The following is a 22,444-nucleotide window of genomic DNA, read 5'->3' on the forward strand; positions in this document are numbered from 1 at the left end:
TACCAGGGGCGTTGCGGGCCTCCACGAGCGGCCCGCAGCGCCCCCTTTCCATGCGTGGGGCCGGCCTCCGCCGTCACGCGTCGTGTACGGCACCGAAGCGGACGTCGCACGAGGACTCCGGGTGCATGATCCGCAGCATCCGCTCCCCCTCGGCGACGATCTCGTCCCGCTGGGCCCCGGTGAGGCGGCCGAAGGGCTCGATGACGAGCGCCTGCTCGTCGAGTCGCCACAGACCCGCGAGGAACCCGTCGACGAGGAGGGTGCGATGGGCGATGTTGCCCTGCCAGGCGCGGCCCCGGTACTCGGGCGGGACGACGCGGGTGCGGTCGGCGTGGGAGAGCAGCAGGTTGTCGAACTCGGGCAGGAAGCGCGGCGGGGCCGGGGTGTCCGGGTCGGGGCGGGTCGCGTCCGGCAGGTCGAAGAGCTCGACGCCGCCTTCGTCCCGGAAGGTGACCAGTCGCGGGCGGAGACGTTCGAAGGCGTCGCGCAGGCGGGTCAGTCCGGCCCAGGTCTGCATGTCCCGCACGGAGGCCGGGCCGAAGGCGGCGAGGTAGCGCAGCACGACCGCGTCGGGCGTGGCGGCCGGTCCGGCGGGGCGGCCGAGCCAGTGCTCGGCGGTGGTCAGGCTGACCTGGCCGCTTAGGCCCCACAGGCCACGCGGGGTCACCTGCACGAGCGGCAGCCGGCACCGGGCGGCGACGGACAGGGCCTGCGGGTCGGCGTCGGGCCACTCCTGGAGCAGGGCCTCGCGCAGTTGCTTCATGGTGCGGGGCTCGGTCTCGACGAGGTCGCGGGCGAGGGCGGCGAGCCGGTCCAGGTCGACACCGGCGAGTCCCGTGCGGAAGTTCGTCAGCTCCCGGTCCCGGGCGGGCTGCACCAGCGGACGCAGCGAGAGGCAGTCGTCCGCGGTGTGGGTGTGGATGGTGGAGCGCATCGTGACGATCCGGACGACCTCGCGGTCGGCCATCAGCCGGGACAGCGCCTCGGGGGCGAAACCGTCGAGGCGGGCGGCGAGCGCGTAGTACGGAGGCTTGACGTTCTGCGCCTGGAGGCCGACCAGGTGCTCGACGGCCGCGGCGGCGGAGATCCGGGCCGGGCGCAGGAGCAGCTGCCGGTCGAGGGTGGCGCGGTTGAGGGCCCGGGTGCCGAGGTGGGGTGCCGTGACGCTCCGCTTGGTGTTCGTCATGGGGGCACGGTAGCGAGACTTGCGGACAGGATCTGTCCGCGATGACCGAGTCTCCGGGAGCCGGCCGTATTCCGGGCGCGGTGGGGTAATGGGACGTCGATCAGCCCCCAGTTGAGAAGGAGCCGAGGATGACCGACGACGCCTACCTGTTCCTGCTTGACGACGCGTCCGCGCGGCTCGGCGTTGCCCCCGCCGCCGTCGGGGAGCTCGCCTGCATGGAGACTCCCGCGGTTCGCGCGTGGCTGGACGCTCAGGGAAGCACGCCGGCCTCCCCGCACCTGCGCCTGCTGCCGCCGGAGGAGACGGCGGCCATTCCTGAGGGAGCGGAACGGCTGCCCGTCCCGCTGAGCGACGAGGAACTGAGCCGGGTCCGCCACCGGATGGCACCGGAGCCGCTCGCGCGGGTCGAGGAGGAGCTGCTCGCCTACCGCGACTGCGCGGACGGGTGGGACGGCCTGATCGGACGCGCGCTGGCCGCCGGCGTGGCACCGCACCGCATCGTCGAACTGACCGGGGTGGACCCCGCGACGGTGAACGCTGCGGCGAACCGCTGAGGACGCTGCTGCTGCTCGGCCGGCGTCCGGGCTCACGCACCGGGTCCGGGGTCCGGCTGGACGGCTGACCGGATGCCGGCGCGGGCCGCTTCCAGCTGGGCGGCGAACGCGATGCCGAGGAAGAGCGCGACGGCGGTGAGGTTGGACCACAGCAGCAGGGCGATGAAGGCGGTGAGCGGCCCGTACACGGCGCCGAAGGCACCGCTCTCCTCGACGTACAGCGCGAGCAGCCAGGTGGCCGACACCCACAGCAGCAGATGCACGGCCGAACCGAAGGCCAGCCACGTGTAGCCGGGCTGGACGCGGCGGGGCGACCAGCGGAAGATCACGGCGGAGGCCACCCAGGCCAGTGCGAGCCCCACGGGGATGTCGAGCACGCCCCACCACCGCGACCCGCTGGCCTCCCAGCCGGCCGAGTCCGCCACGGCGTCGCCCACGGCCTCGCCGGCGACGAGCACGACGAACCCCAGCACCAGGGGCAGACCGGCGGCGAGCGCGAGAACGATCGCCCGCCCGTACTTGCGCGGGAAGGGACGGTCGCGCTCGATGCCGTAGATCCGGTTGGCGCCGCGCTCGATCTGGCCCATGGCCGAGGCGAGGTTCAGCAGCGCGAAGCCCAGACCGAGCCACAGGGCGAGCGTGCCCCAGACATCGCCGTGCGCGGTGCGCCGCGTCCCTTCGAAGGCGTCCTCGACGATCTGCGCGCTGGCCCCCGGCACGATCCGGCCGAGCGTGAGCTCGATGACCCGGCCCACGCCCTCCGTGTGCACCGACGTGGCAAGACCCACGAGCGCCACGGTGCACGGGACCAGCCCGAGCACGACCTGGAAGGCGAGGGCCCGCGCGTTGGTGAAGCCGTCCGCGTACCGGAACCGTGCGAAGGAGTCGGCCAGCAGCCGCAGCCCTCCGTAGTGGCGCAGTGCGGTGAACGCCTCGTCTCCGGAGAGCTCGTCTCCGATCATGTCCCGGGTCTGCGGGACGTGGACGGCGGTACCCATGGCGTGCACACTCCTTGTCGTAGGGCGGCTCCCCGCCGGAAGCTGCTCCCTGTCGGGTTGCCCTGTGAACCTCTCCCCTCAGGGGAGATCGGGATCACAGAAACGGGGAGGGCAAGGTCACAGCCTCGCGCACTGCTGCTCCTCTGTGTCCGTGACCTAGCATCCGAGCATGACGGTCCTGCCTGACGACGGGCTCGAGCTGGCCGGCGACTTCCCTGATGTGCCCCATGAGCAGTGGCAGCGCCTTGTGGCGGGTGTGCTGCGCAAGTCGGGCAAGGAAGTGGAGGGCGCCGAGGCCGAGGAAGCCCTGTCCACCGCGCTGGAGGACGGGCTGCGCACCCGGCCTCTCTACACCGCGCACGACACCGCGCCCGAGCCGGGCCTGCCCGGATTCGCACCCTTCGTGCGGGGCGGCCGGGCCGAGGGGAACACGCTCGGCGGCTGGGACGTACGGCAGCGGCACTCGGTGGCCGACAACGGCGCGGTGCTCGCGGATCTGGAGAACGGCGTCACCTCCCTGTGGCTGGCCGTGGGGGAAGGCGGCATTCCGCTGCCGGAGCTCGGCCGGGTCCTCGACGGCGTCTATCTCGACCTGGCCTCCGTCGTCCTCGACGCGGGGCGTGAACCCGGGCCGGCGGCACGGGAGTTGCTGCGGCTGTACGAGGAGCGCGGTGTCGCCCGGGAGGCGGCGCGCGGCAATCTGGGCGCGGATCCGCTGGGGCACGAGGCCGGGAGCGGGCAGCACGGCGACGTCGCTCCGGCGGCGGAGCTCGCCCGGCTGTGCGCCGAGGGGTACCCGGGGCTGCGGGCACTGACCGTGGACGCCCTGCCGTACCACGAGGCCGGTGGCTCGGCCGCCCAGGAGCTGGGCTGCTCGCTGGCCACGGGAGTGGCGTATCTGCGGGACCTCACGAAGGCCGGGCTGAGCGTCGAACAGGCCTGTGCGCAGCTGGAGTTCCGGTACGCGGCGACCGCCGACCAGTTCCTGACGATCGCCAAGCTGCGGGCCGCGCGCCGGCTGTGGGCGCGGGTGGCCGAGGTCTGCGGGGCGCCGCGTGCGGGGGCACAGCTCCAGCACGTCGTGACGTCCCCGGTGATGATGACGCGCCGCGACCCGTGGGTGAACATGCTGCGCACGACCATCGCCACGCTGGCCGCCGGGGCGGGCGGGGCCGACGCGGTCACCGTGCTGCCCTTCGACCACGCCCTCGGCCTGCCGGACGCGTTCGCGCGCCGTATCGCCCGCAACACCTCCACGATCCTCATCGAGGAGTCGCATCTGTCCCGGGTGATCGACCCGGCGGGCGGCTCCTGGTACGTGGAGCGGCTCACCGACGAACTCGCCCACGCGGGCTGGGAGTTCTTCCGGCGGATCGAGCGGCTCGGCGGCCAGGCGGCGGCCCTGCGGTCGGGGGACCTCGCACAGGACCTGGCCGACACCTGGCAGGCCCGTCGTACGAAGCTGGCGAAGCGGCGCGAACCCGTCACGGGCGTCAGCGAGTTCCCGCACCTCGCGGAGAAGCCGGTGGTCCGCGAGAGCGCGCCCGAGCCGCCGTCCGGCGGGCTGCCGCGGGTGCGCCGCGACGAGGAGTTCGAGGCGCTGCGCGCCCGCTCCGACGCCCACCTCGCCGCGACCGGCTCCCGGCCCCGGATCTTCCTCGCCGCGATCGGCCCGGCCGCCGCCCACACCGCACGCCTCACCTTCGCCTCGAACCTCTTCCAGGCGGGCGGCATCGAACCCGTCACGGACGGCACCTTCGAGGACAGCGGCGCGACGGAGGCCGTGCTGTGCTCCAGCGACGCGCTGTACGAGGAGCAGGCCGAGGCCACCGCCCGGGCCCTGAAGGCCGCCGGCGCACGGCATGTCTTCCTCGCCGGCCGTCCCGGGCAGTACACCGGTGTCGACGCGTACGTCTTCGCGGGCTGCGACGCCGTGGCCGTGCTGTCCGCGACCCTCGACCGCATGGGAGTGTCCTGATGACCGCCCCCTCCGACCGTTCCGTCCCCGACTTCTCCGGGATCGAGCTGGGGACTCCGGCCTCAGACGGCGGCCCCGACGAGTGGCGTACGGCGGTCAAGAACGCCTCCGGCGGTGACGACCTGCTGTGGGAGACCCCGGAGGGCATCGCCGTCAAGCCGCTCTACACCGGCCGTGACCTGGAGGGCCTGGACTTCCTGGACACCTATCCGGGCGCGGCGCCGTATCTGCGCGGCCCGTACCCGACGATGTACGTCAACCAGCCCTGGACTATCCGTCAGTACGCCGGTTTCTCCACGGCCGAGGAGTCCAACGCCTTCTACCGGCGCAACCTCGCGGCCGGGCAGAAGGGCCTGTCGGTCGCCTTCGACCTGCCCACGCACCGGGGTTACGACAGCGACCACCCGCGCGTGACCGGTGACGTCGGCATGGCGGGTGTGGCGATCGACTCGATCTACGACATGCGGCAGCTCTTCGACGGCATCCCGCTGGACAAGATGACCGTGTCGATGACGATGAACGGCGCCGTGCTGCCGGTGCTGGCGCTGTACATCGTGGCGGCCGAGGAACAGGGCGTGCCGCCGGAGAAGCTGGCGGGGACCATTCAGAACGACATCCTCAAGGAGTTCATGGTCCGCAACACCTACATCTATCCGCCGAAGCCGTCGATGCGGATCATCTCCGACATCTTCGCCTTCACCTCGCAGCGGATGCCTCGCTACAACTCCATCTCCATCTCCGGCTACCACATCCAGGAGGCGGGCGCGACGGCCGACCTGGAGCTGGCGTACACGCTCGCGGACGGCGTGGAGTACATCCGGGCGGGCCGGGAAGCCGGCCTGGACGTGGACGCGTTCGCGCCCCGGCTGTCGTTCTTCTGGGCGATCGGCATGAACTTCTTCATGGAGGTCGCCAAGCTGCGGGCGGCGCGCCTGCTGTGGGCGAAGCTGGTCAGGCAGTTCGACCCGAAGAACGCCAAGTCCCTTTCCCTGCGCACCCATTCGCAGACCTCCGGCTGGTCGCTGACCGCGCAGGACGTGTTCAACAACGTGACGCGCACCTGCGTGGAGGCGATGGCGGCGACGCAGGGGCACACGCAGTCGCTGCACACCAACGCCCTCGACGAGGCGCTGGCCCTGCCCACCGACTTCTCGGCGCGCATCGCCCGCAACACGCAGCTGCTGCTCCAGCAGGAGTCCGGCACGACCCGCGTCATCGACCCGTGGGGCGGCAGCGCCTACGTCGAGCGGCTGACGTACGACCTGGCCCGGCGGGCCTGGCAGCACATCCAGGAGGTCGAGGCCGCGGGAGGCATGGCCAAGGCCATCGACGCGGGCATCCCCAAGCTGCGCATCGAGGAGGCCGCGGCCCGCACACAGGCCCGGATCGACTCGGGCCGGCAGCCGGTCATCGGCGTCAACAAGTACCGCGTGGACAGCGACGAGCAGATCGACGTGCTCAAGGTCGACAACTCCTCCGTGCGCGCCCAGCAGATCGAGAAGCTGCGGCGGCTGCGGGCGGAGCGGGACGAGACGGCGTGCCAGGACGCGCTGGACGCGCTGACCCGGGCCGCCGCCGGCGAGGGCAACCTGCTGGAGCTGGCGGTGCACGCGGCCCGCGCGAAGGCGACCGTCGGGGAGATCTCCGACGCCCTGGAGAAGGCGTACGGCCGGCACGCGAGCCAGATCCGTACGATCTCCGGCGTGTACCGCAACGAAGCAGGGGAGTCCCCGTCCGTGGACCGCACCCGAGCCCTGGTCTCCGACTTCGAGGAGGCCGAGGGCCGCCGCCCGCGCATCCTGGTCGCGAAGATGGGCCAGGACGGCCACGACCGCGGTCAGAAGGTGATCGCGACCGCCTTCGCCGACCTCGGCTTCGACGTGGACGTCGGCCCGCTGTTCCAGACCCCGGCCGAGGTGGCCCGGCAGGCCGTCGAGGCGGACGTGCACATCGTCGGTGTCTCGTCGCTGGCGGCCGGTCACCTCACGCTCGTCCCGGCGCTGCGCGAGCAGCTCGCCGAGGAGGGGCGCGAGGACATCATGATCGTGGTCGGCGGGGTGATCCCGCCGCAGGACGTGCCGACGCTGCTGGAGATGGGCGCGGCGGCGGTCTTCCCGCCGGGGACGGTGATCCCGGACGCGGCGTACGACCTGGTGAAGCGACTGTCGGACGGACTCGGGCACGACCTGTGATCGACGTCGACGGGTATGTGAAGGGCGTACTCGACGGGAAGCGGGCGATCATCGCCCGGGCCATCACGCTCGTCGAGTCGACCCGCCCTCAGCACCGGGCGCTGGCCCAGGAGTTGCTGACCGCGCTGCTGCCGCACAGCGGGCGGGCCCGGCGGATCGGGGTCAGCGGGGTGCCCGGCGTGGGCAAGTCGACGTTCATCGACGCGTTCGGGTCGATGCTGACGGGGCTCGGGCACCGGGTGGCGGTGCTCGCCGTCGACCCGTCCTCCAGCCGTACCGGCGGCTCGATCCTGGGCGACAAGACGCGGATGGAACGGCTGGCGGTGGACCCGGCGGCGTTCGTCCGCCCCTCCCCCACCGCGGGCACGCTGGGCGGCGTCGCCAAGGCGACGCGCGAGTCGATCGTGGTGATGGAGGCGGCGGGCTACGACGTGGTCCTGGTGGAGACCGTCGGCGTCGGCCAGTCGGAGACCGCGGTCGCGAACATGGTCGACTCCTTCCTGCTGCTCACCCTCGCCCGCACGGGCGACCAGCTCCAGGGCATCAAGAAGGGCGTCCTGGAACTGGCCGACGTGATCGCCGTGAACAAGGCGGACGGACCGCACGAGCGGGACGCCCGGGCCGCCGCACGGGAGCTGGCCGGAGCGCTGCGGCTGATGCACGGCAAGGACGCGTTCTGGACGCCGCCGGTCCTGCATTGCAGCGCGCGTGAGTCGACCGGCCTGGACGCGGTGTGGGAGCGTCTGGAACAGCACCGCACGCTGCTGGACTCGACCGGCCGCCTCACCGCCAAGCGCCGTGACCAGCAGGTCGACTGGACCTGGACCATGGTCCGCGAGGAACTCCTCGGCCGTCTGCACGCCGATCCGGCGGTACGGGCGCTGGCGCCGGTACTGGAGCAGCAAGTCAGAGAGGGCGGGTTGACCCCGACACTGGCCGCCGAACGCATTCTGGGCGCGCTCGGAGGTTCCGGGGCGGCGGACATCTGAGGCAGGACCTGCGGGAATCGCGATTCCGCATACCTGGCTTGCATGACTATGCAAAGTGATACATACTCTTTCTATGTCCAAGGTCCTCACCTCCCTGCCCGCCGGCGAGCGCGTCGGCATCGCCTTCTCGGGCGGTCTCGACACCTCCGTCGCGGTCGCGTGGATGCGCGACAAGGGCGCCGTCCCGTGCACCTACACCGCCGACATCGGCCAGTACGACGAGCCCGACATCGCGTCGGTGCCCGGCCGTGCGAAGACCTACGGGGCCGAGATCGCGCGACTGGTCGACTGCCGTGCCGCGCTGGTCGAGGAGGGCCTGGCCGCGCTGACCTGCGGGGCGTTCCACATCCGCTCGGGCGGGCGGGCGTACTTCAACACCACGCCGCTCGGCCGTGCCGTCACGGGCACGCTGCTGGTCCGGGCGATGCTCGAGGACGACGTCCAGATCTGGGGCGACGGCTCGACCTTCAAGGGCAACGACATCGAGCGGTTCTACCGCTACGGCCTGCTCGCCAACCCGCACCTGCGGATCTACAAGCCCTGGCTGGACGCGGCCTTCGTCACCGAGCTCGGTGGCCGCAAGGAGATGTCGGAGTGGCTGCTCGCCCACGGGCTGCCCTACCGCGACAGCACCGAGAAGGCGTACTCCACGGACGCCAACATCTGGGGCGCCACGCACGAGGCCAAGACCCTGGAGCACCTGGACACCGGCGTCGAGACCGTCGAGCCGATCATGGGCGTCCGGTTCTGGGACCCCGAGGTCGAGATCGCCACCGAGGACGTGACGATCGGCTTCGACCAGGGCCGCCCCGTGACGATCAACGGCAAGGAGTTCTCCTCCCCCGTCGACCTGGTCATGGAGGCCAACGCCATCGGCGGCCGGCACGGCCTGGGCATGTCGGACCAGATCGAGAACCGGATCATCGAGGCCAAGAGCCGCGGCATCTACGAGGCCCCGGGCATGGCCCTGCTGCACGCCGCGTACGAGCGTCTGGTCAACGCGATCCACAACGAGGACACCCTCGCCCAGTACCACACCGAGGGCCGGCGGCTCGGGCGGCTGATGTACGAGGGCCGCTGGCTGGACCCGCAGGCGCTGATGATCCGCGAGTCGCTCCAGCGCTGGGTCGGCGCCGCCGTCACCGGCGAGGTGACGCTGCGGCTGCGGCGCGGTGAGGACTACTCGATCCTCGACACGACCGGCCCGGCGTTCAGCTACCACCCGGACAAGCTGTCCATGGAGCGCACGGAGGACTCCGCGTTCGGCCCGGTGGACCGGATCGGCCAGCTCACCATGCGCAACCTGGACATCGCCGACTCCCGCGCCAAGCTGGAGCAGTACGCCGGCATCGGTCTGATCGGCACCGGCAGCCCGACCATCGGCGCCTCCCAGGCGGCCGCGACCGGTCTGATCGGCAGCATGCCGGAGCTGCCGCAGGGCGGCGCCGAGGCCATCGCGTCCCGGGGCGCGGTCTCCGACGAGGACGCGTGGCTGGACCGCGCGGCGATGGAGTCCGGCACGGACTGACCAGCGCCCTGGTCCCACGGAAGGCCGGCTCGGCACCCTCGGTGCCGAGCCGGCCTTTCCTCGTACGGCCGTCGGAAGGTCATCGGCCGAACGGCCGACGCCCGCGCCGGGACCACCCCGGAGCTCTGGCCGAACGGCCGAGGCGCGAGTCCGCGTGCCCGGGCGAGAGTGGAGCCACTTCCTCTGCTCGACCATGCCCCAGAACCAGGAGTACGAGATGCAGCGCGGTTTCCTCGTCGGTGCCGTCGGCGGCGTGGCCGTCATGGCCGCCGTGGGCGGGGTCGTCACCTTTCTCCTGGCCGGCAAGGACGTGCAGCACACCACGATCGACACCTACTCCCGTGCGCTGTACGTGAAGGTGGACGGCCGCCCGGCGGTGGCGAGGACGATCGTTCAGGCCCGTATCGAGGGCTGGTACCACCCGCTGCCGTGGGTCGGGAAGGACATCGACGAGGTGTCCTGCCCGGCGCATCTGAAGGCGGTGGCCGGTGCGACCGAGACGTGCACGGCGCGGGCCGGGAGCGAGCGGGTCTCGATCCCCGTCCGCGTGATCAAGGTCGAGGGAGACCCCGCGACACCGCGGGTGACCTGGAAGTTCGAGCGCTGACACGTACCCGGGAGCACACCGAGTCATGAGCACCGTCCTGGCCGGCCACGGCCTCACCAAGAAATACGGCTCCACCACCGCGCTGGACGGCGTGGACGTCGAGGTCGGCGAGCGGGACTCGCTGGCCGTCATGGGCCCGTCCGGCTCCGGCAAGTCCACTCTTCTGCACACCCTGGCCGGGATCGTCCGGCCCGACGGCGGCCAGGTGCTGCTGCGCGGCGACCGCATCGACAGTCTCGGGGAGAACCGGCTGAGCGCGCTGCGCCGGAAGCGGTTCGGGTTCGTCTTCCAGTCCGGCCAGCTGCTGCCCGAACTGCCCGCCGAGGAGAACATCGCGCTGCCGCTGATGCTGGAGGGCGTCCCGCGCGGGCAGGCCGTCTCCCGAGCCCGCCGCTGGTTCGCGCCGCTCGGCCTGGACGGCCTGGAGAAGCGCCGGCCCGGACAGCTCTCCGGCGGCCAGGCCCAGCGGGTCGCCATCGCCCGTGCCCTGGTCGTCGAACCGGACGTCGTCTTCGCCGACGAACCCACCGGCGCCCTGGACCAGCACACCAGCGAGGAGGTCGTACGGCTCCTCACCTCCGTCACCCGCGAGCAGGGCGCCGCCCTGGTCATGGTCACCCACGACGCCGACGTCGCCGCCCACTGCGGCCGGATCCTCCAGGTCCGTGACGGCCGGATCAGCGGCCACAGCCAGTACACGGCCGTCTGACCCCGCCCGCGCGCCACCGGAGACCACCATGCGTTCCCCTGTCCTTCCCCTGACCTGGCACCTCGCCCGGTCCGCCGGCCGCCGTGGCTTCCAGAGCCAGTTGCTCGCCGCCGGAGCCGCCGCCGTCGGCGCCTTCGTGCTGCTGCTGATGCTCGCCGCCTGCCTCGGCTCCGGCGCCCGTGCCGACCGCACCACCTGGCGCATGCCGGATGCGGCACCCGCCGGGTCGGCGACCGCCGTCCAGGCCGTGACCTCGACCCATGTGCGCCACCGGCCCGTCACCGTCGTCAGTCTCGCCCAGCTCCCGGACCGGCGGCCCACGCCGGCACCGCCCGGCCTGAGCGCCTTCCCGAAGAGGGGCGAGGTGTACGTCTCCCCCGCCCTGGCCGGGCTGATCCGCGAACTGCCCGCGAAGCAGTTCGCCGACCGCCTTCCCGAGCCGGCGCGGTACGGCACGATCGGCGCGGCGGGGCTCGCCTCCCCCGACGAACTGGTCGCCGTCGTCGGACGCGCGCCCGGCGATCCCGCGGTCTCCGCGGCGGCCGAGGGCGACGGCTGGTACGACGAAGGCCGGACCGCCCGTGCCGGGATCACCGGCTTCGCCGGCTCCGAGCCGAGCATGTTCACGGGCGCCGACCAGCAGACGGCGCTGCTCGGCGCGGTGCTGCTGGTGGTGCCCGTCGTGGTGCTGGCCGCCGCGGCCGGACGGCTCGGAGCGGCCCGGCGCGAACAGCGGCTCGCCGCACTGCGGCTGGCCGGGGCAACCCCGCGGCAGATCCTCGCCATGACCGCGGTCGAGGCGGCGGCGGTGGGCGCCGCCGGTGCCCTCTCGGGCGCTGTCGCCCATGTGGTGCTGCTGCCCGCCCTCGCCGAGATCCCCTACGGCGTCGGCGCCTGGTACACCGGCCAGTTGTGGGTCGGTCTGCCGTGGCTCGCGGCGGTCGTGCTGGGGGTCACGGTCCTCCTCACGGCCAGCGCGGTGACGATGCTGCGCCAGGTGGCGAAGTCGCCCCTCGGCGTGGCCCAGCAGGCCGACCCGCGGCGCACCCGCATGATCCGGCTCGTGCTGTTCGCCGCGGCCCTCGTCTACATCATGCAGAGCACCGGCGGCCGTCTGACGAGCCGCCGGATGATCGTGCTGCTGGCCCTGTTCTACGGGGCGTTCTGGCTGTTCGGCCCATGGGTCGTGGACCGGCTCGGACGGGTCGCGGGCCGTTTCGCCCGCCGCCCGGCCACCCTGCTGGCGGCCCGCAGGCTCAGCGACGACCCGCGCGGCGCCTGGCGCACCGTCAGCGGCCTTGTGCTCGCGGGCTTCGTCGCCGGGTTCTTCTCCGTCAGCCGGCTGGACATCGGCTTCCCCGAGCATCCCGACCAGGTCGCGGTGATCACCGAGAACGCCGCCGACGCCCGGCACACGGCCACCGAGGCCCGTGCGCTGCTGGACCGGGCGGGCCTCGAAGCGACCGTGCGCACCGTGGGCGACGACAACTTCGACGGCAGCGTGCTGTTCGGCAACCCCGGCGTGGTCGCCCGGGTCTCCGGCGGGACCGAGCGGATCGACGCCGCCGCCACCGCCCTGACGCCGCTCGGGGAGGGCCGGTTCCCGGTCACACAGGACTACGTGTCCGCGCCCGACGCCGCCGTCACCGACCGCATCGCGACCGTCAGCACCGCCACGCTGATCATGAGCTTCCTCGTGGCGACGGCCTCGGCGGGACTGACCGCGGCGGCAAGCGTCCTGGACCGGCGCCGCGTCTACGGGCTGCTGCGGCTGTCCGGCGCCCCGCTGAAGGTGCTGGACCGGGCGCGGGTGCGCGAGACGGTCCTGCCCCTGCTCGTGCTGGCCGGCGGCACGACCGCCATGGGCGTCTTCGGCGGCTACCAGCTCGACAAGGCGGCCGGCGCCACCGTCGACGGCGCCGGCGCCCTCCAGCTCGCCGCCTGCGTGGCCGTCGGCGCGCTGGCGATGCTCGCCGCGATCGGCGGCAGCAGGCCGCTGCTGCGCCGGGTGACGGCCGACCCGGCGCAGACCGCGGACTGACGGACGGCCCTTCAGCGCGTGGTGCCGGCCATCTCCCGGACAGGCGCGTCGAGGGCGTCGAGGCTGCGCAGGATGTCCTCCACGCGCTGCTTGGCGTCGCCGAAGAGCATCTGGCTGTTCTCCCGGAAGAACAGCGGGTTCTGCACACCGGCGTAGCCGGCGGCCATCGACCGCTTGAAGACGACCACGTTGGCCGCCTCCCACACGTGCAGCACCGGCATGCCGGCGATGGGGCTGGCCGGGTTGTCGGTGGCGGCCGGGTTGACGGTGTCGTTGGCGCCGATGACCAGGACGACCGAGGTGGCGGCGAAGTCGTCGTTGATCTCGTCCATTTCCAGGACGATGTCGTACGGCACGTTCGCCTCGGCGAGCAGCACGTTCATGTGCCCGGGCAGCCGGCCGGCGACGGGGTGGATGCCGAAGCGCACCTCGATGCCCCGCTCGCGCAGCTTGCGCGCCAGCTCCGCGACCGGGTACTGGGCCTGGGCGACCGCCATGCCGTAGCCCGGGGTGATGATCACCGAGGAGGCGTCGCGCAGCAGTTCCGCGGTCTCCTCCGCGCTGATCTCCCGGTGCTCCCCGTGCTCGCCGTCGTCCGCGGCCGCAGCCGGCGTCCCGAAGCCGCCCGCGATCACCGAGATGAAGGAGCGGTTCATCGCCTTGCACATGATGTACGACAGGTAGGCACCGGAGGAGCCGACCAGCGCGCCGGTGACGATGAGCAGGTTGTTGGCGAGGAGGAAGCCCGAGGCGGCGGCGGCCCAGCCGGAGTAGCTGTTGAGCATGGAGACGACCACCGGCATGTCACCGCCGCCGATGGAGGCGACCAGGTGCGCGCCCAGGGCGAGGGCGATGACGGTGACCGCGATGAGGAGACCCATGTTCGGGCGGGCCACGAACGCGACGGTGAGGGCGACGAAGGCGACCAGCGCACCGATGTTCAGGACGTGCTTGCCGGGCAGCGTGAGCGGGCGCGAGTTGATGCGCGCCGAGAGCTTCAGGTAGGCGACGACGGAACCCGTGAAGGTGACGGCGCCGATGAACACCCCGATGAACACCTCGGCGTGGTGGATGCCGAGCAGCGAACCGGTGAGCTCGGCGTCGACGTCGAGGTAGCCGTTCCAGCCGACGAACGCGGCGGCGAGGCCGACGAGGCTGTGCATGATGGCGATCAGCTCGGGCATGCCGGTCATCTCGACCACCCGGGCCCGCCACAGTCCGATGCCCGCGCCGATGGCGGTGGCGACGGCGATCAGCACGAGACCGGTGGCGGTGATGTCCTTCGACGCGAGGCCGACGGTGGCGGCCAGGGCGACGACCATGCCGGCGATGCCCCAGACGACTCCCGAGCGGGAGGTCCGGTGCTGCGAGAGCCCGGCGAGGCTGAGGATGAACAGCAGCGCGGCGACGACGTAGGCGGCTTCTGAGGCCGTGACTGTGGTCATCCGTGATCAGCCCTTCGAGAACATGCCGAGCATCCGGCGGGTGACGGCGAATCCGCCGAAGATGTTGATGCTCGCCAGCAGGATCGCGGCGAACGACAGCACGGTGACGGCGGTGTTCCCGTGCCCGATCTGGAGCAGTGCGCCGACCACGACGATCCCGGAGATGGCGTTGGTGACCGACATCAGCGGGGTGTGCAGCGCGTGGTGCACGTTGCCGATGACGTAGAAGCCGATGACGATCGCCAGCACGAACACCGTGAAGTGGCCGATGAGTTCGCTCGGCGAGAAGGCCGTCACCAGGAACAGCGCGAGCGCTCCGGCGCCTACGAGGGCGTACGAGGACCACGCGGGGCGGGCGGGCTTCGCCGGTGCCGTGGCGGGCGCGGCCGGTTCCGTACCGCCGGCCGGGGCGGGTGCGGGTGCGGCGGACACCTGGACCGGGGGCGGCGGCCAGGTCTTCTCGCCGTCGCGGACCACGGTCATCGACCGCTGCACCACGTCGTCGAAGTCCAGGACGAGCCGGCCGTCCTTGCCCGGGGTGAGCAGCTTCATCAGGTTGACGACGTTGGTGCCGTACAGCTGCGAGGCCTGGGCCGGGAGCCTGCCGGGCAGGTCGGTGTAGCCGATGATCGTCACGTCGTTGTCGGTGACGACGGCCTTCCCGGCGACCGTGCCCTCGACGTTGCCGCCCTGGGCCGCCGCCATGTCGACGATCACGCTGCCGGGCTTCATCCGCGCGACGTCCTCGGCGGTGACCAGCCTCGGCGCCGGGCGGCCCGGGATGAGCGCGGTGGTGATGATGATGTCGACGTCGGCGGCCTGCTCGGCGTACAGCTGCGCGGCGAGCCGGTCGTAGTCCTCCGAGGTGGCCCTCGCGTAGCCGTCGGTGCTCACCTCTTGCTCGACGCCCACCGTCAGGAACTCCCCGCCCAGCGAGCGCACCTGCTCGGCGACCTCGGGCCGGGGGTCGGTGGCGCGGACCACGGCGCCGAGGCTGCGGGCGGCGCCGATCGCGGCGAGCCCGGCCACCCCGGCACCGGCGACCAGCACCTTGGCGGGCGGCACCTTGCCGGCGGCGGTCACCTGGCCGGTGAAGAACCGGCCGAAGGCGTGCGCGGCTTCGACCACGGCCCGGTATCCGGCGATGTTCGCCATCGAGCTGAGCACGTCCAGGGACTGGGCGCGCGAGATGCGCGGCACGGCGTCCATGGCGAGGACGGTGATCGGCCGCCGCGCCAGCTCGTCGACCAGTTCCGGGTGCAGCGCGGGGCCGATGAGCGCGATCAGCGTCGCCCCGTCCCGCAGCCGGCCGATCTCCTCGCTGGAGGGGCCGTTCACCTTGAGCACGATCTCCGTCTGCCACGGGTCGCCGAGCCGGGCTCCCGCCTCCTCGTAGGCCGCGTCGGAGAAGCGGGACGAGGCCCCCGCCCCCGGTTCGACCACCACCTCGTAGCCGAGTGCGGCAAGTCTTCCCACGGTGGCCGGCGTCGCCGCCACCCTGGTCTCGCCCGCAGTGGACTCGGCGGGTATGCCGATCCGCTGGGGTTCCGGTTCCGCTGGGACCATCGTCTGCCTCTCCGTCGTTCGGGTGCCTGTCCTCCTTGGTGCCCGCATCCTGCACGTTCGACGCCGTGTCCGTGGCGGGCCGTGGTCACATGGCCGACGAGGTCGTCCTCACACCGCCCAGGGGTTGCCGTGGGAGGCTTTCGTGGAGTATCGCTGACGTGACGCGGACGCCTGGCCCGCGACATCACCGACTCACGTGAACAGGTCGGTCGTGCGCTGCTGGATCTCCTCGGGGGTCAGCTCCTCGATCGTCTGGGAGATCATCCAGAGATGGCCGAACGGGTCGGCGAGACGGCCGCCGCGCTGCCCGTAGTGCTGGTCGGCGACGGGGTACACCACGCTCGCTCCCGCCCGCAGCATGGCCTCGGCCACGGCGTCGGCGTCGGACACGTCCAGGGCCATGATCACCGGGCTGCCGCCGAGCGAGTCCGGCGCCGGATCGCTCTCATCGGCGTCCTTGACCGCGATCACCGCGTCGCCGAGCCGCAGCATGGCGTGCACGATCTTCCCGTCGGGGTCGGTGTACCGCTCGATCTCCTCGGCGCCCAGCGCGGTCCGGTAGAAGTCGACCGCCCGGGGCCCGTCGGAGACCACGAGCCGGGCGTAGAGGCGGGTGAGGGTCGGTTTGTCGGTTGCGTTCGTCATGCCCTCACGATCGCCGGTCCGGGCGGCCGTGGATTGTAGAAAACGGCCGGCCGGGCAGGACCCGTCACCCGCCGAGCGGAACGTGGTTGCGTTCCCCGGGCGAGCGCGGCGCGTACGCGGTCGGGGTGATCCCCGCGAGCGCGCGGAACTCGTGGATCAGATGCGCCTGGTCGTGGTAGCCGCACTCCGCGGCCAGAAGCGCCCAGTCCGGCTCCCCGGACCCGGCGTTCACCCGGCCCAGCAGCCGCTGGAAGCGCCGTACCCGCGCATACCGTTTCGGCGGGAGTCCCAGCTGTTCGGCGCATCTGCGGGCCAGCCGCCTGGAGGTCCAGCCGAGCCGGTCGGCGACCTCGGCCACGGGCGTTCCGCGGTCGAGCAGCGCCGCGGCGAGCCGGACCGCCGGGTCGGGCTCCAGGGGACGTTCCGCCCGCTGCAGCAGGACCGTCTCCAGCTCCCGCAGACCCGCCTGCGGGCCACCGGCGGCCATGGCCTCCAGCAGCCGCTCGCGCAGCACCGCACCGTCCGTGCCCCACAGCTCGTCGAGCCCGGCGAGCCGCCCCTGGACCACACTGACCGGGTCGGTGAGGAAGGGATACGCCCCCGCGGGACGGAACGCCACCCACACGACGGCACGCTGCTGCGCCGGGTCGATCACCGCAGGCTCCGTGTACGGCCCCTGCAATGCCGCACCCCGGGTCCGCCGGTCCGACGAGGACAGGGTGTCCCCGTCGAGGTTCACCAGCAGCTGCGCCCCGCCCGTCGGCAGGGCCAGCTCGGCGGAGTGCGCGAACCGCCCCTCGACATAGCCGAGCGCACCGATCAGCGGCGCGAGCGCCGGCGCCGACGGCCGGACCGTGAGGGAGACGGGAATCTCCTCCGCCGTGCGAGCCATGTGCCCAGCCTAGGATCTCCGCTACACCGCCAGCCACACCGCCTGATCGGGCCCCAGCCGGCCGTCCTCGAGCGGGCCACTGGCCAGGAGGAGCTCGGCGTGTGCGGGCAGTTCGTACGGCTCGGCGGAGAGGTTGACCACGCACCGGAAGCCGGGCTCGCGGCTGAAGGACAGCACTCCCTCGGGAGCTTCCAGCCACGTCATCGTGCCGTCGCCGAGGGCGGGGTGCTCGCGGCGGATGCGCAGGGCCGTGCGGTAGAGCTCCAGCATGGAGGCGGGGTCGCCGGTCTGGGCCTCGGCGCTCAGTGCGGCCCAGTCGGCGGGCTGTGGCAGCCAGGGTTCGGCCGTGGTGTCGTCGGGGCTGAAGCCGTACGGGGCGGCCTGGCCCGACCAGGGGATGGGCACGCGGCAGCCGTCACGGCCGCGGTCGGTGTGGCCCGAGCGCTCCCAGATCGGGTCCTGGAGGGCGGATTCGGGCAGGTCCTCGACCTCGGGGAGGCCGAGTTCCTCGCCCTGGTAGACGTAGGCGCCGCCGGGCAGGGCGAGCATCAGCAGGGCGGCGGCCCGGGCACGCCGGATGCCCAGGTCCAGGTCGAGGGGACCGTCGGGCTCGAACCGGGCGTTGACGATCCAGCTCTGCGATGCGGTACGGCCGTAGCGGCTGGGGTGGCGCATGACGTCGTGGTTGGACAGGACCCAGGTGGCAGGCGCGCCGACGGAGCCCAGCATCGTGAGGGAGTCGTCGATGACGGCGCGCAGGTCCTTGGCGTCCCAACCGCACATGAGGAAGTCGAAGTTGAAGGCGGTGTGCAGGCCGTCCCGGCGGACGTAGGCGGCCAGTCGTTCCGGTGTGTCGGCCCAGGCCTCGGCGACGAAGGAGCGGTCGCCGGGGAACTCGTCGGCGACCTTGCGCCAGGCCCGGTATATCTCGTGCACCTCGTCCCGGTCCCAGTGCGGATGGTCGAGGTGCCGGCGGATCTCGTCCCGGCGGGTGAGCGGGCCCGTCACCGCGGGTTCCGCGCGGGGCGGCAGGTCGGGCAGCTCCGGGTGTTTGATCAGGCCGTGGGCGACGTCGATGCGGAAGCCGTCGACGCCCCGGCTGAACCAGAACCGCAGGATCGACTCGAACTCCGCCCGCACCTCGGGGTGTTGCCAGTTCAGGTCGGGCTGTTGGGGTGCGAACAGGTGCAGGTACCAGTCGCCGTCGGGCAGCCGGGTCCAGGCCGGCCCGCCGAAGCAGGACACCCAGTCGTTGGGGGGCTCGGTGCCGTCGGGTCCGCGGCCGGGGCGGAAGACGTAACGCTCGCGTTCCGCACTGCCGGGCCCGGCGGCCAACGCGGCCTGGAACCAGGCGTGCTGGTCGGAGGTGTGGTTGGGCACGATGTCGGGGATGACGCGGATCCCGTGCTCGTGCGCCTCGGTGATGAGCTGTTCGGCGTCGGCGAGGGTGCCGAAGCGGGGGTCGATGGCGCGGAAGTCGGCGACGTCGTAGCCGTGGTCGGCCATGGGCGACTTGTACCAGGGGTTGATCCAGATGGCGTCCACGCCGAGGGACTTCAGATACGGCAGGCGGGAGCGGATGCCGGCGATGTCACCGACGCCGTCACCGTTTCCGTCGGCGAAGCTGCGGATGTAGACCTGGTAGATGACGGCACTGCGCCACCAGGGTGCGGTGGGGGACACGAGGCTCCTTGCGGAAGACGGGGGGGGAGACGGGGGTTACTTCGCCGCGCCGGCCGTGAGCCCGGCGACGATACGACGCTGGAACAGCAGCACCATCACGACCAGCGGAATGGTCACCACGACGCCCGCGGCCATCTGGCTGCCGAACGGCGTCTGGTACGTGGTCGCTCCCGAGAACTTGGAGATGGCGACGGTCGCGGTCTGCATGCTCGGCTTGTTGGTCATCGACAGGGCGATGAGGAACTCGTTCCAGGCGGCGATGAAGGTGATGATCGCGGTGGTGAAGATGCCCGGTGCCGCGAGGGGGACGATGACCTTGCGGAAGGCCTGGCCGCGGGTGCAGCCGTCGACCATGGCGGCGTGTTCCAGTTCGTCGGGCATCTGCCGGAAGAACGTGGTCAGGTTCCACACCGCCAGCGGCAGCGTGAAGGACATGCTGGGCACGATCATGGACTGGTAGGTGTTGATCCAGCCGATGTCGGTGAACAGCTTCAGCAGCGGCACGACGATCGACACCACCGGGAACATCGAGGTGGCGATGATCAGCGTGAGGATCAGCCGCTTGAAACGGAACTCCAGCCGGGCCATCGCGTACGCGGTGAACGTGGCGAGCAGGAGCGACATCCCGGTCGTGATGCCGGCGACGACCAGGCTGTTGAGCAGGGCCCTGGTGAAGCCCTGGCCCGGGCTGAACACCGACCGGTAGTTCTCGAACGACACCCGCGAGGGGAACAGCGAGGTGCTGAAGATGTCGCCGGTGCTGCGCAGGCTGGAGACCAGCATCCAGTAGAACGGGGCCAGGCAGTAGGCCACCACCACGGCGATGCCCAGATAGGGCAGCCACTGCCGCCACTTGGCCGAAAGGGTCATGCCGTCACCTCCCGGACTCGGCGGCGCGGCGTCCTGACCGCGTGGCCCTTGCGCTTCTTCGTCCCGCCGGCGCCCCCGATGAGGTCGGCGCCGAGCAGCCGGACGAAGGCGAGCGCGATGAGGAAGACGTAGAGGAAGAGGAGGACCGCGTACGCGGAGGCCGGTCCGAAGCGGACGTTGGACGCCTCGTTCTGCGCGAGCATCGACAGCGTCTCGACGGAGCCCTTCTGGGCGCCGATGAGGATGTAGGGCAGGTCGAACATCCGCAGCGCGTCAAGGCAGCGGAAGAGCACCGCCACCATCAGCGCGGGCTTCACCAAGGGGAGGGTGATGCGCCAGAACTGCTGGAGGGCGCCGGCCCCGTCGAGCCGGGCCGCCTCGTAGACCTCCTTCGGGATCACCTGGAGGCCGGCCAGGACCAGCAGGCCGATGAAGGGGGCGGTCTTCCACACGTCGGCGATGACGACCGCGATCTTGGCGGAGAAGCCGTCGGCGGTCCACAGGACCTGGTGGCCGATGAGGACGTTGGCGATCCCGTCGGCGTTGAAGATCCACTTCCAGAGCAGTCCGGAGATGGCCGTGGGGATCGCCCAGGGGACGAGGATGCCGGCCCGCACCACGGCCCGGCCCCGGAAGGCCCGGTGCATGATGAGTGCCATGGCGACCCCGATCAGGGTCTCCAGCGACACCGTGACGACGGTGAAGAAGGTGGTGTTCCAGAAGGCGTTCCAGAAGCGGTCGCCGGCCTGGGTGAAGATGTCGGTGTAGTTCTTCAGCCCGACGAACGGCTCGGTGTTGCTGATGAACCCGGTCTTCGGGTCCAGGCCCTTCGGTCCGTACAGGGACTCGTCGAGTGCCATGAGCGTCGGGTAGAGCACGACGACCGTCAGCACCAGCAGCGTCGGGGAGACCAGGAGTGCGGCCAGGCTGCCGGTGCCCGCGGTGGCCCGGGAGCGGCGGCGCCGGGGGCGTTCGGGAACCGGGGGCCGCCCGGGGCGGCGGCGGGCCGCCGTCCCGGGCGCGTGCGGGGCGGTGTCGGGCGGGATCGCGGTGTCGGCCATGACCCGCGGCCTCACTGCGCCGTCAGCTTCTGAAGGTCCCCCTGGAGGTCCTTCAGCGCCTGTGTACTGCTCTTCTTACCGGTGAGCGCGGCGTAGACCTCGTTCTGGATCGCGGCGGTCACGTCGCCGTACTGCACGACGCGCGGGCGCGGCACGGCCTTCGTGATCGACTGCTTGAGGTCGGGCAGGTACGGATACTGCTTGTCCAGGGACGCGTTGTCGTAGAGGTCGGCGTAGGGCGGGGCGAGGGAGGCGTTCTTGAGGAAGTAGGTGGCGCTCTCCTCGCTGGTGAAGAACTTCATGAAGTCCAGTGCCGTGGCCTTGTTCTTGGCGAAGGACGACAGGGCCAGGTTGGAGCCGCCGAGGCTGGAGGCGCCGGGGCCGTTCAGGCCGGGCAGGGGCGCGACGGCGAACTTGCCCTTGACGGGGCTCTTCTGGGCGAGGGAGTACACGTAGGGCCAGTTGTTCAGGAAGATCAGCTTGCTTGCCTGGAAGGCCTGGCGGCCGTCCTCCTCCTGGTAGGTGATGGCCTCCTTCGGGATCGTCTTGTCCTTGAAGGAGTCGACGAGGAAGTCCAGGCCCTTCTTGGCCTGCGGGGTGTCGACGTCGGGCTTGCCGTCGGCGTCGACGATCTTGCCGCCGGCGGAGTTCACTGCCTCGGCGAAGTTCACCGTCAGTCCCTCGTACTTCTGGAACTGCCCGGCGTAGCAGGACATGTTCTTCGCCTCGGGGAGCTTCTTCACCTTGGCGCAGTCGGCGGTCATCTGGGCCCAGGTGGTGGGGGCCTGGGTGACGCCGGCCTTCTTCAGCAGGTCGGTGCGGTAGAACAGCAGGCCGCCGTTGGAGCTGGCGGGGACGGCGTAGAGCTTGCCGCGGTACTGGCCGGTCTGCACGACCGGCTGGAGCATCTTGCCGAGCGGGAACTGGTTCGCGGGCAGCGGCTCGATCCACTGGTGGGCGGCGAACTCCGACGTCCACACGACGTCGGTGGCGAGCACCGTGTAGGCGTCGGACTTCGTCTCCGCGTTCTGGATCATCTGCTGGCGCTGCGAGTCGGCGTCCGTCGGCAGCTGGATGAAGGTGACCTTCTCCTTGGGGTGCGCCTTGTTCCAGCGGTTGATGATCGTCTGGACGGTGCCGGTGGTGTCCTTCCCGGCGACGTACGTGATGGGGCCGCGGCCCTTGAACGACACCGGCGCGGACTGCGCGGACTGTCCGGAGCCGCTGCCGCCGGACGAGCCGCAGGCGGTGAGGAGGAGTCCGGCGGCGGCGAGCGCTGCGGAACACTGGATCGCTCTGGCGGTGCTGGTCTTCACTGTCTCTCCTGGTCGTGATGGACCGAAGTCGTGTCTGTTCCCCCGGAATGGCTTTGGTCATGAGATTGCGTTGCCACGGCATTCCGCTGATAAAAACCGCAGCTCACAGCGGATAAGAGGCGTCCCTCCGGGGCGACTTCGAACCTGTCGAGACAACGTTTGCACGCTAGGAGTGCCCGGCCGG

General features: G+C 71.6%; 18 protein-coding genes. 8 read left to right on the forward strand and 10 right to left on the reverse strand.

Features of this window, described 5'->3' with window-relative positions:
- Nucleotides 1-73: 73 nt before the first annotated feature.
- A complete protein-coding gene (locus MQE23_RS09950; protein ID WP_243378910.1) occupies nt 74-1,186 on the reverse strand; it encodes a winged helix DNA-binding domain-containing protein in 1,113 nt (370 codons plus the stop codon).
- 128 nt (nt 1,187-1,314) lie between these two features.
- Here MQE23_RS09950 and MQE23_RS09955 point away from each other — a divergent pair, with 128 nt between their 5' ends.
- On the forward strand, nt 1,315-1,740 hold the full coding sequence (locus MQE23_RS09955; RefSeq protein ID WP_020275622.1) for a DUF6003 family protein: 426 nt from the start codon (nt 1,315-1,317) through the stop codon (nt 1,738-1,740).
- 32 nt (nt 1,741-1,772) lie between these two features.
- On the opposite strand, the gene MQE23_RS09960 is transcribed toward MQE23_RS09955, so the two are convergent.
- Nucleotides 1,773-2,738: a YihY/virulence factor BrkB family protein gene (locus tag MQE23_RS09960; RefSeq protein ID WP_037672005.1), complete on the reverse strand. Its 966-nt coding sequence runs from the start codon at nt 2,736-2,738 to the stop codon at nt 1,773-1,775.
- Between the two features lie 169 nt (nt 2,739-2,907).
- Between MQE23_RS09960 and MQE23_RS09965 the strand changes: the two genes are divergently transcribed.
- The 7 genes from MQE23_RS09965 to MQE23_RS09995 all read left to right on the forward strand — a co-directional run bounded on the left by MQE23_RS09965 (nt 2,908) and on the right by MQE23_RS09995 (nt 12,782).
- Nucleotides 2,908-4,716: a methylmalonyl-CoA mutase family protein gene (locus MQE23_RS09965; RefSeq protein WP_243378911.1), complete on the forward strand. Its 1,809-nt coding sequence runs from the start codon at nt 2,908-2,910 to the stop codon at nt 4,714-4,716.
- Nucleotides 4,716-6,908 (forward strand): methylmalonyl-CoA mutase, encoded by a 2,193-nt coding sequence (scpA, locus tag MQE23_RS09970; RefSeq protein WP_020275619.1) that lies wholly within the window; start codon nt 4,716-4,718, stop codon nt 6,906-6,908. Before MQE23_RS09965 ends, scpA begins: the two co-directional genes overlap by 1 nt.
- The gene (meaB, locus tag MQE23_RS09975) at nt 6,905-7,897 is read left to right on the forward strand and encodes a methylmalonyl Co-A mutase-associated GTPase MeaB (RefSeq protein WP_020275618.1); all 993 of its coding nucleotides are present in this window, start codon (nt 6,905-6,907) and stop codon (nt 7,895-7,897) included. Before scpA ends, meaB begins: the two co-directional genes overlap by 4 nt.
- 73 nt (nt 7,898-7,970) lie before the next feature.
- Nucleotides 7,971-9,425, forward strand: coding sequence for an argininosuccinate synthase (gene argG, locus MQE23_RS09980; RefSeq protein WP_243378912.1), 1,455 nt, complete (start codon nt 7,971-7,973; stop codon nt 9,423-9,425).
- A gap of 193 nt (nt 9,426-9,618) precedes the next feature.
- On the forward strand, nt 9,619-10,032 hold the full coding sequence (locus tag MQE23_RS09985) for a DUF4333 domain-containing protein (RefSeq protein WP_243378913.1): 414 nt from the start codon (nt 9,619-9,621) through the stop codon (nt 10,030-10,032).
- Nucleotides 10,033-10,057: 25 nt separating this feature from the next.
- The gene (locus MQE23_RS09990) at nt 10,058-10,741 is read left to right on the forward strand and encodes an ABC transporter ATP-binding protein (RefSeq protein ID WP_243378914.1); all 684 of its coding nucleotides are present in this window, start codon (nt 10,058-10,060) and stop codon (nt 10,739-10,741) included.
- A 28-nt stretch (nt 10,742-10,769) separates the two neighbouring features.
- Nucleotides 10,770-12,782: an FtsX-like permease family protein gene (locus MQE23_RS09995; protein WP_243378915.1), complete on the forward strand. Its 2,013-nt coding sequence runs from the start codon at nt 10,770-10,772 to the stop codon at nt 12,780-12,782.
- An 11-nt stretch (nt 12,783-12,793) separates the two neighbouring features.
- On the opposite strand, the gene pntB is transcribed toward MQE23_RS09995, so the two are convergent.
- The 8 genes from pntB to MQE23_RS10035 all read right to left on the reverse strand — a co-directional run bounded on the left by pntB (nt 12,794) and on the right by MQE23_RS10035 (nt 22,260).
- Nucleotides 12,794-14,227, reverse strand: coding sequence for a Re/Si-specific NAD(P)(+) transhydrogenase subunit beta (gene pntB, locus MQE23_RS10000; protein ID WP_020277802.1), 1,434 nt, complete (start codon nt 14,225-14,227; stop codon nt 12,794-12,796).
- A 6-nt stretch (nt 14,228-14,233) separates the two neighbouring features.
- Nucleotides 14,234-15,793 (reverse strand): Re/Si-specific NAD(P)(+) transhydrogenase subunit alpha, encoded by a 1,560-nt coding sequence (locus MQE23_RS10005; protein WP_243378916.1) that lies wholly within the window; start codon nt 15,791-15,793, stop codon nt 14,234-14,236.
- Between the two features lie 192 nt (nt 15,794-15,985).
- Nucleotides 15,986-16,438 (reverse strand): VOC family protein, encoded by a 453-nt coding sequence (locus MQE23_RS10010; protein ID WP_020277804.1) that lies wholly within the window; start codon nt 16,436-16,438, stop codon nt 15,986-15,988.
- A 64-nt stretch (nt 16,439-16,502) separates the two neighbouring features.
- Nucleotides 16,503-17,330, reverse strand: coding sequence for an AraC family transcriptional regulator (locus tag MQE23_RS10015; RefSeq protein ID WP_243378917.1), 828 nt, complete (start codon nt 17,328-17,330; stop codon nt 16,503-16,505).
- A 21-nt stretch (nt 17,331-17,351) separates the two neighbouring features.
- Nucleotides 17,352-19,013, reverse strand: a complete 1,662-nt coding sequence (locus MQE23_RS10020; RefSeq protein ID WP_020277806.1) for a glycoside hydrolase family 13 protein — start codon at nt 19,011-19,013, stop codon at nt 17,352-17,354.
- 36 nt (nt 19,014-19,049) lie between these two features.
- Nucleotides 19,050-19,883, reverse strand: a complete 834-nt coding sequence (locus MQE23_RS10025; protein ID WP_020277807.1) for a carbohydrate ABC transporter permease — start codon at nt 19,881-19,883, stop codon at nt 19,050-19,052.
- Nucleotides 19,880-20,944: a sugar ABC transporter permease gene (locus MQE23_RS10030; RefSeq protein WP_243378918.1), complete on the reverse strand. Its 1,065-nt coding sequence runs from the start codon at nt 20,942-20,944 to the stop codon at nt 19,880-19,882. Before MQE23_RS10030 ends, MQE23_RS10025 begins: the two co-directional genes overlap by 4 nt.
- 11 nt (nt 20,945-20,955) lie before the next feature.
- Complete coding sequence (locus tag MQE23_RS10035) at nt 20,956-22,260, reverse strand: ABC transporter substrate-binding protein (protein WP_020277809.1); 1,305 nt, start codon at nt 22,258-22,260, stop codon at nt 20,956-20,958.
- Between the last annotated feature and the right edge of the window lie 184 nt (nt 22,261-22,444).

This window comes from Streptomyces sp. HP-A2021, assembly GCF_022807935.1.
Lineage (GTDB): Bacteria > Actinomycetota > Actinomycetes > Streptomycetales > Streptomycetaceae > Streptomyces > Streptomyces afghaniensis.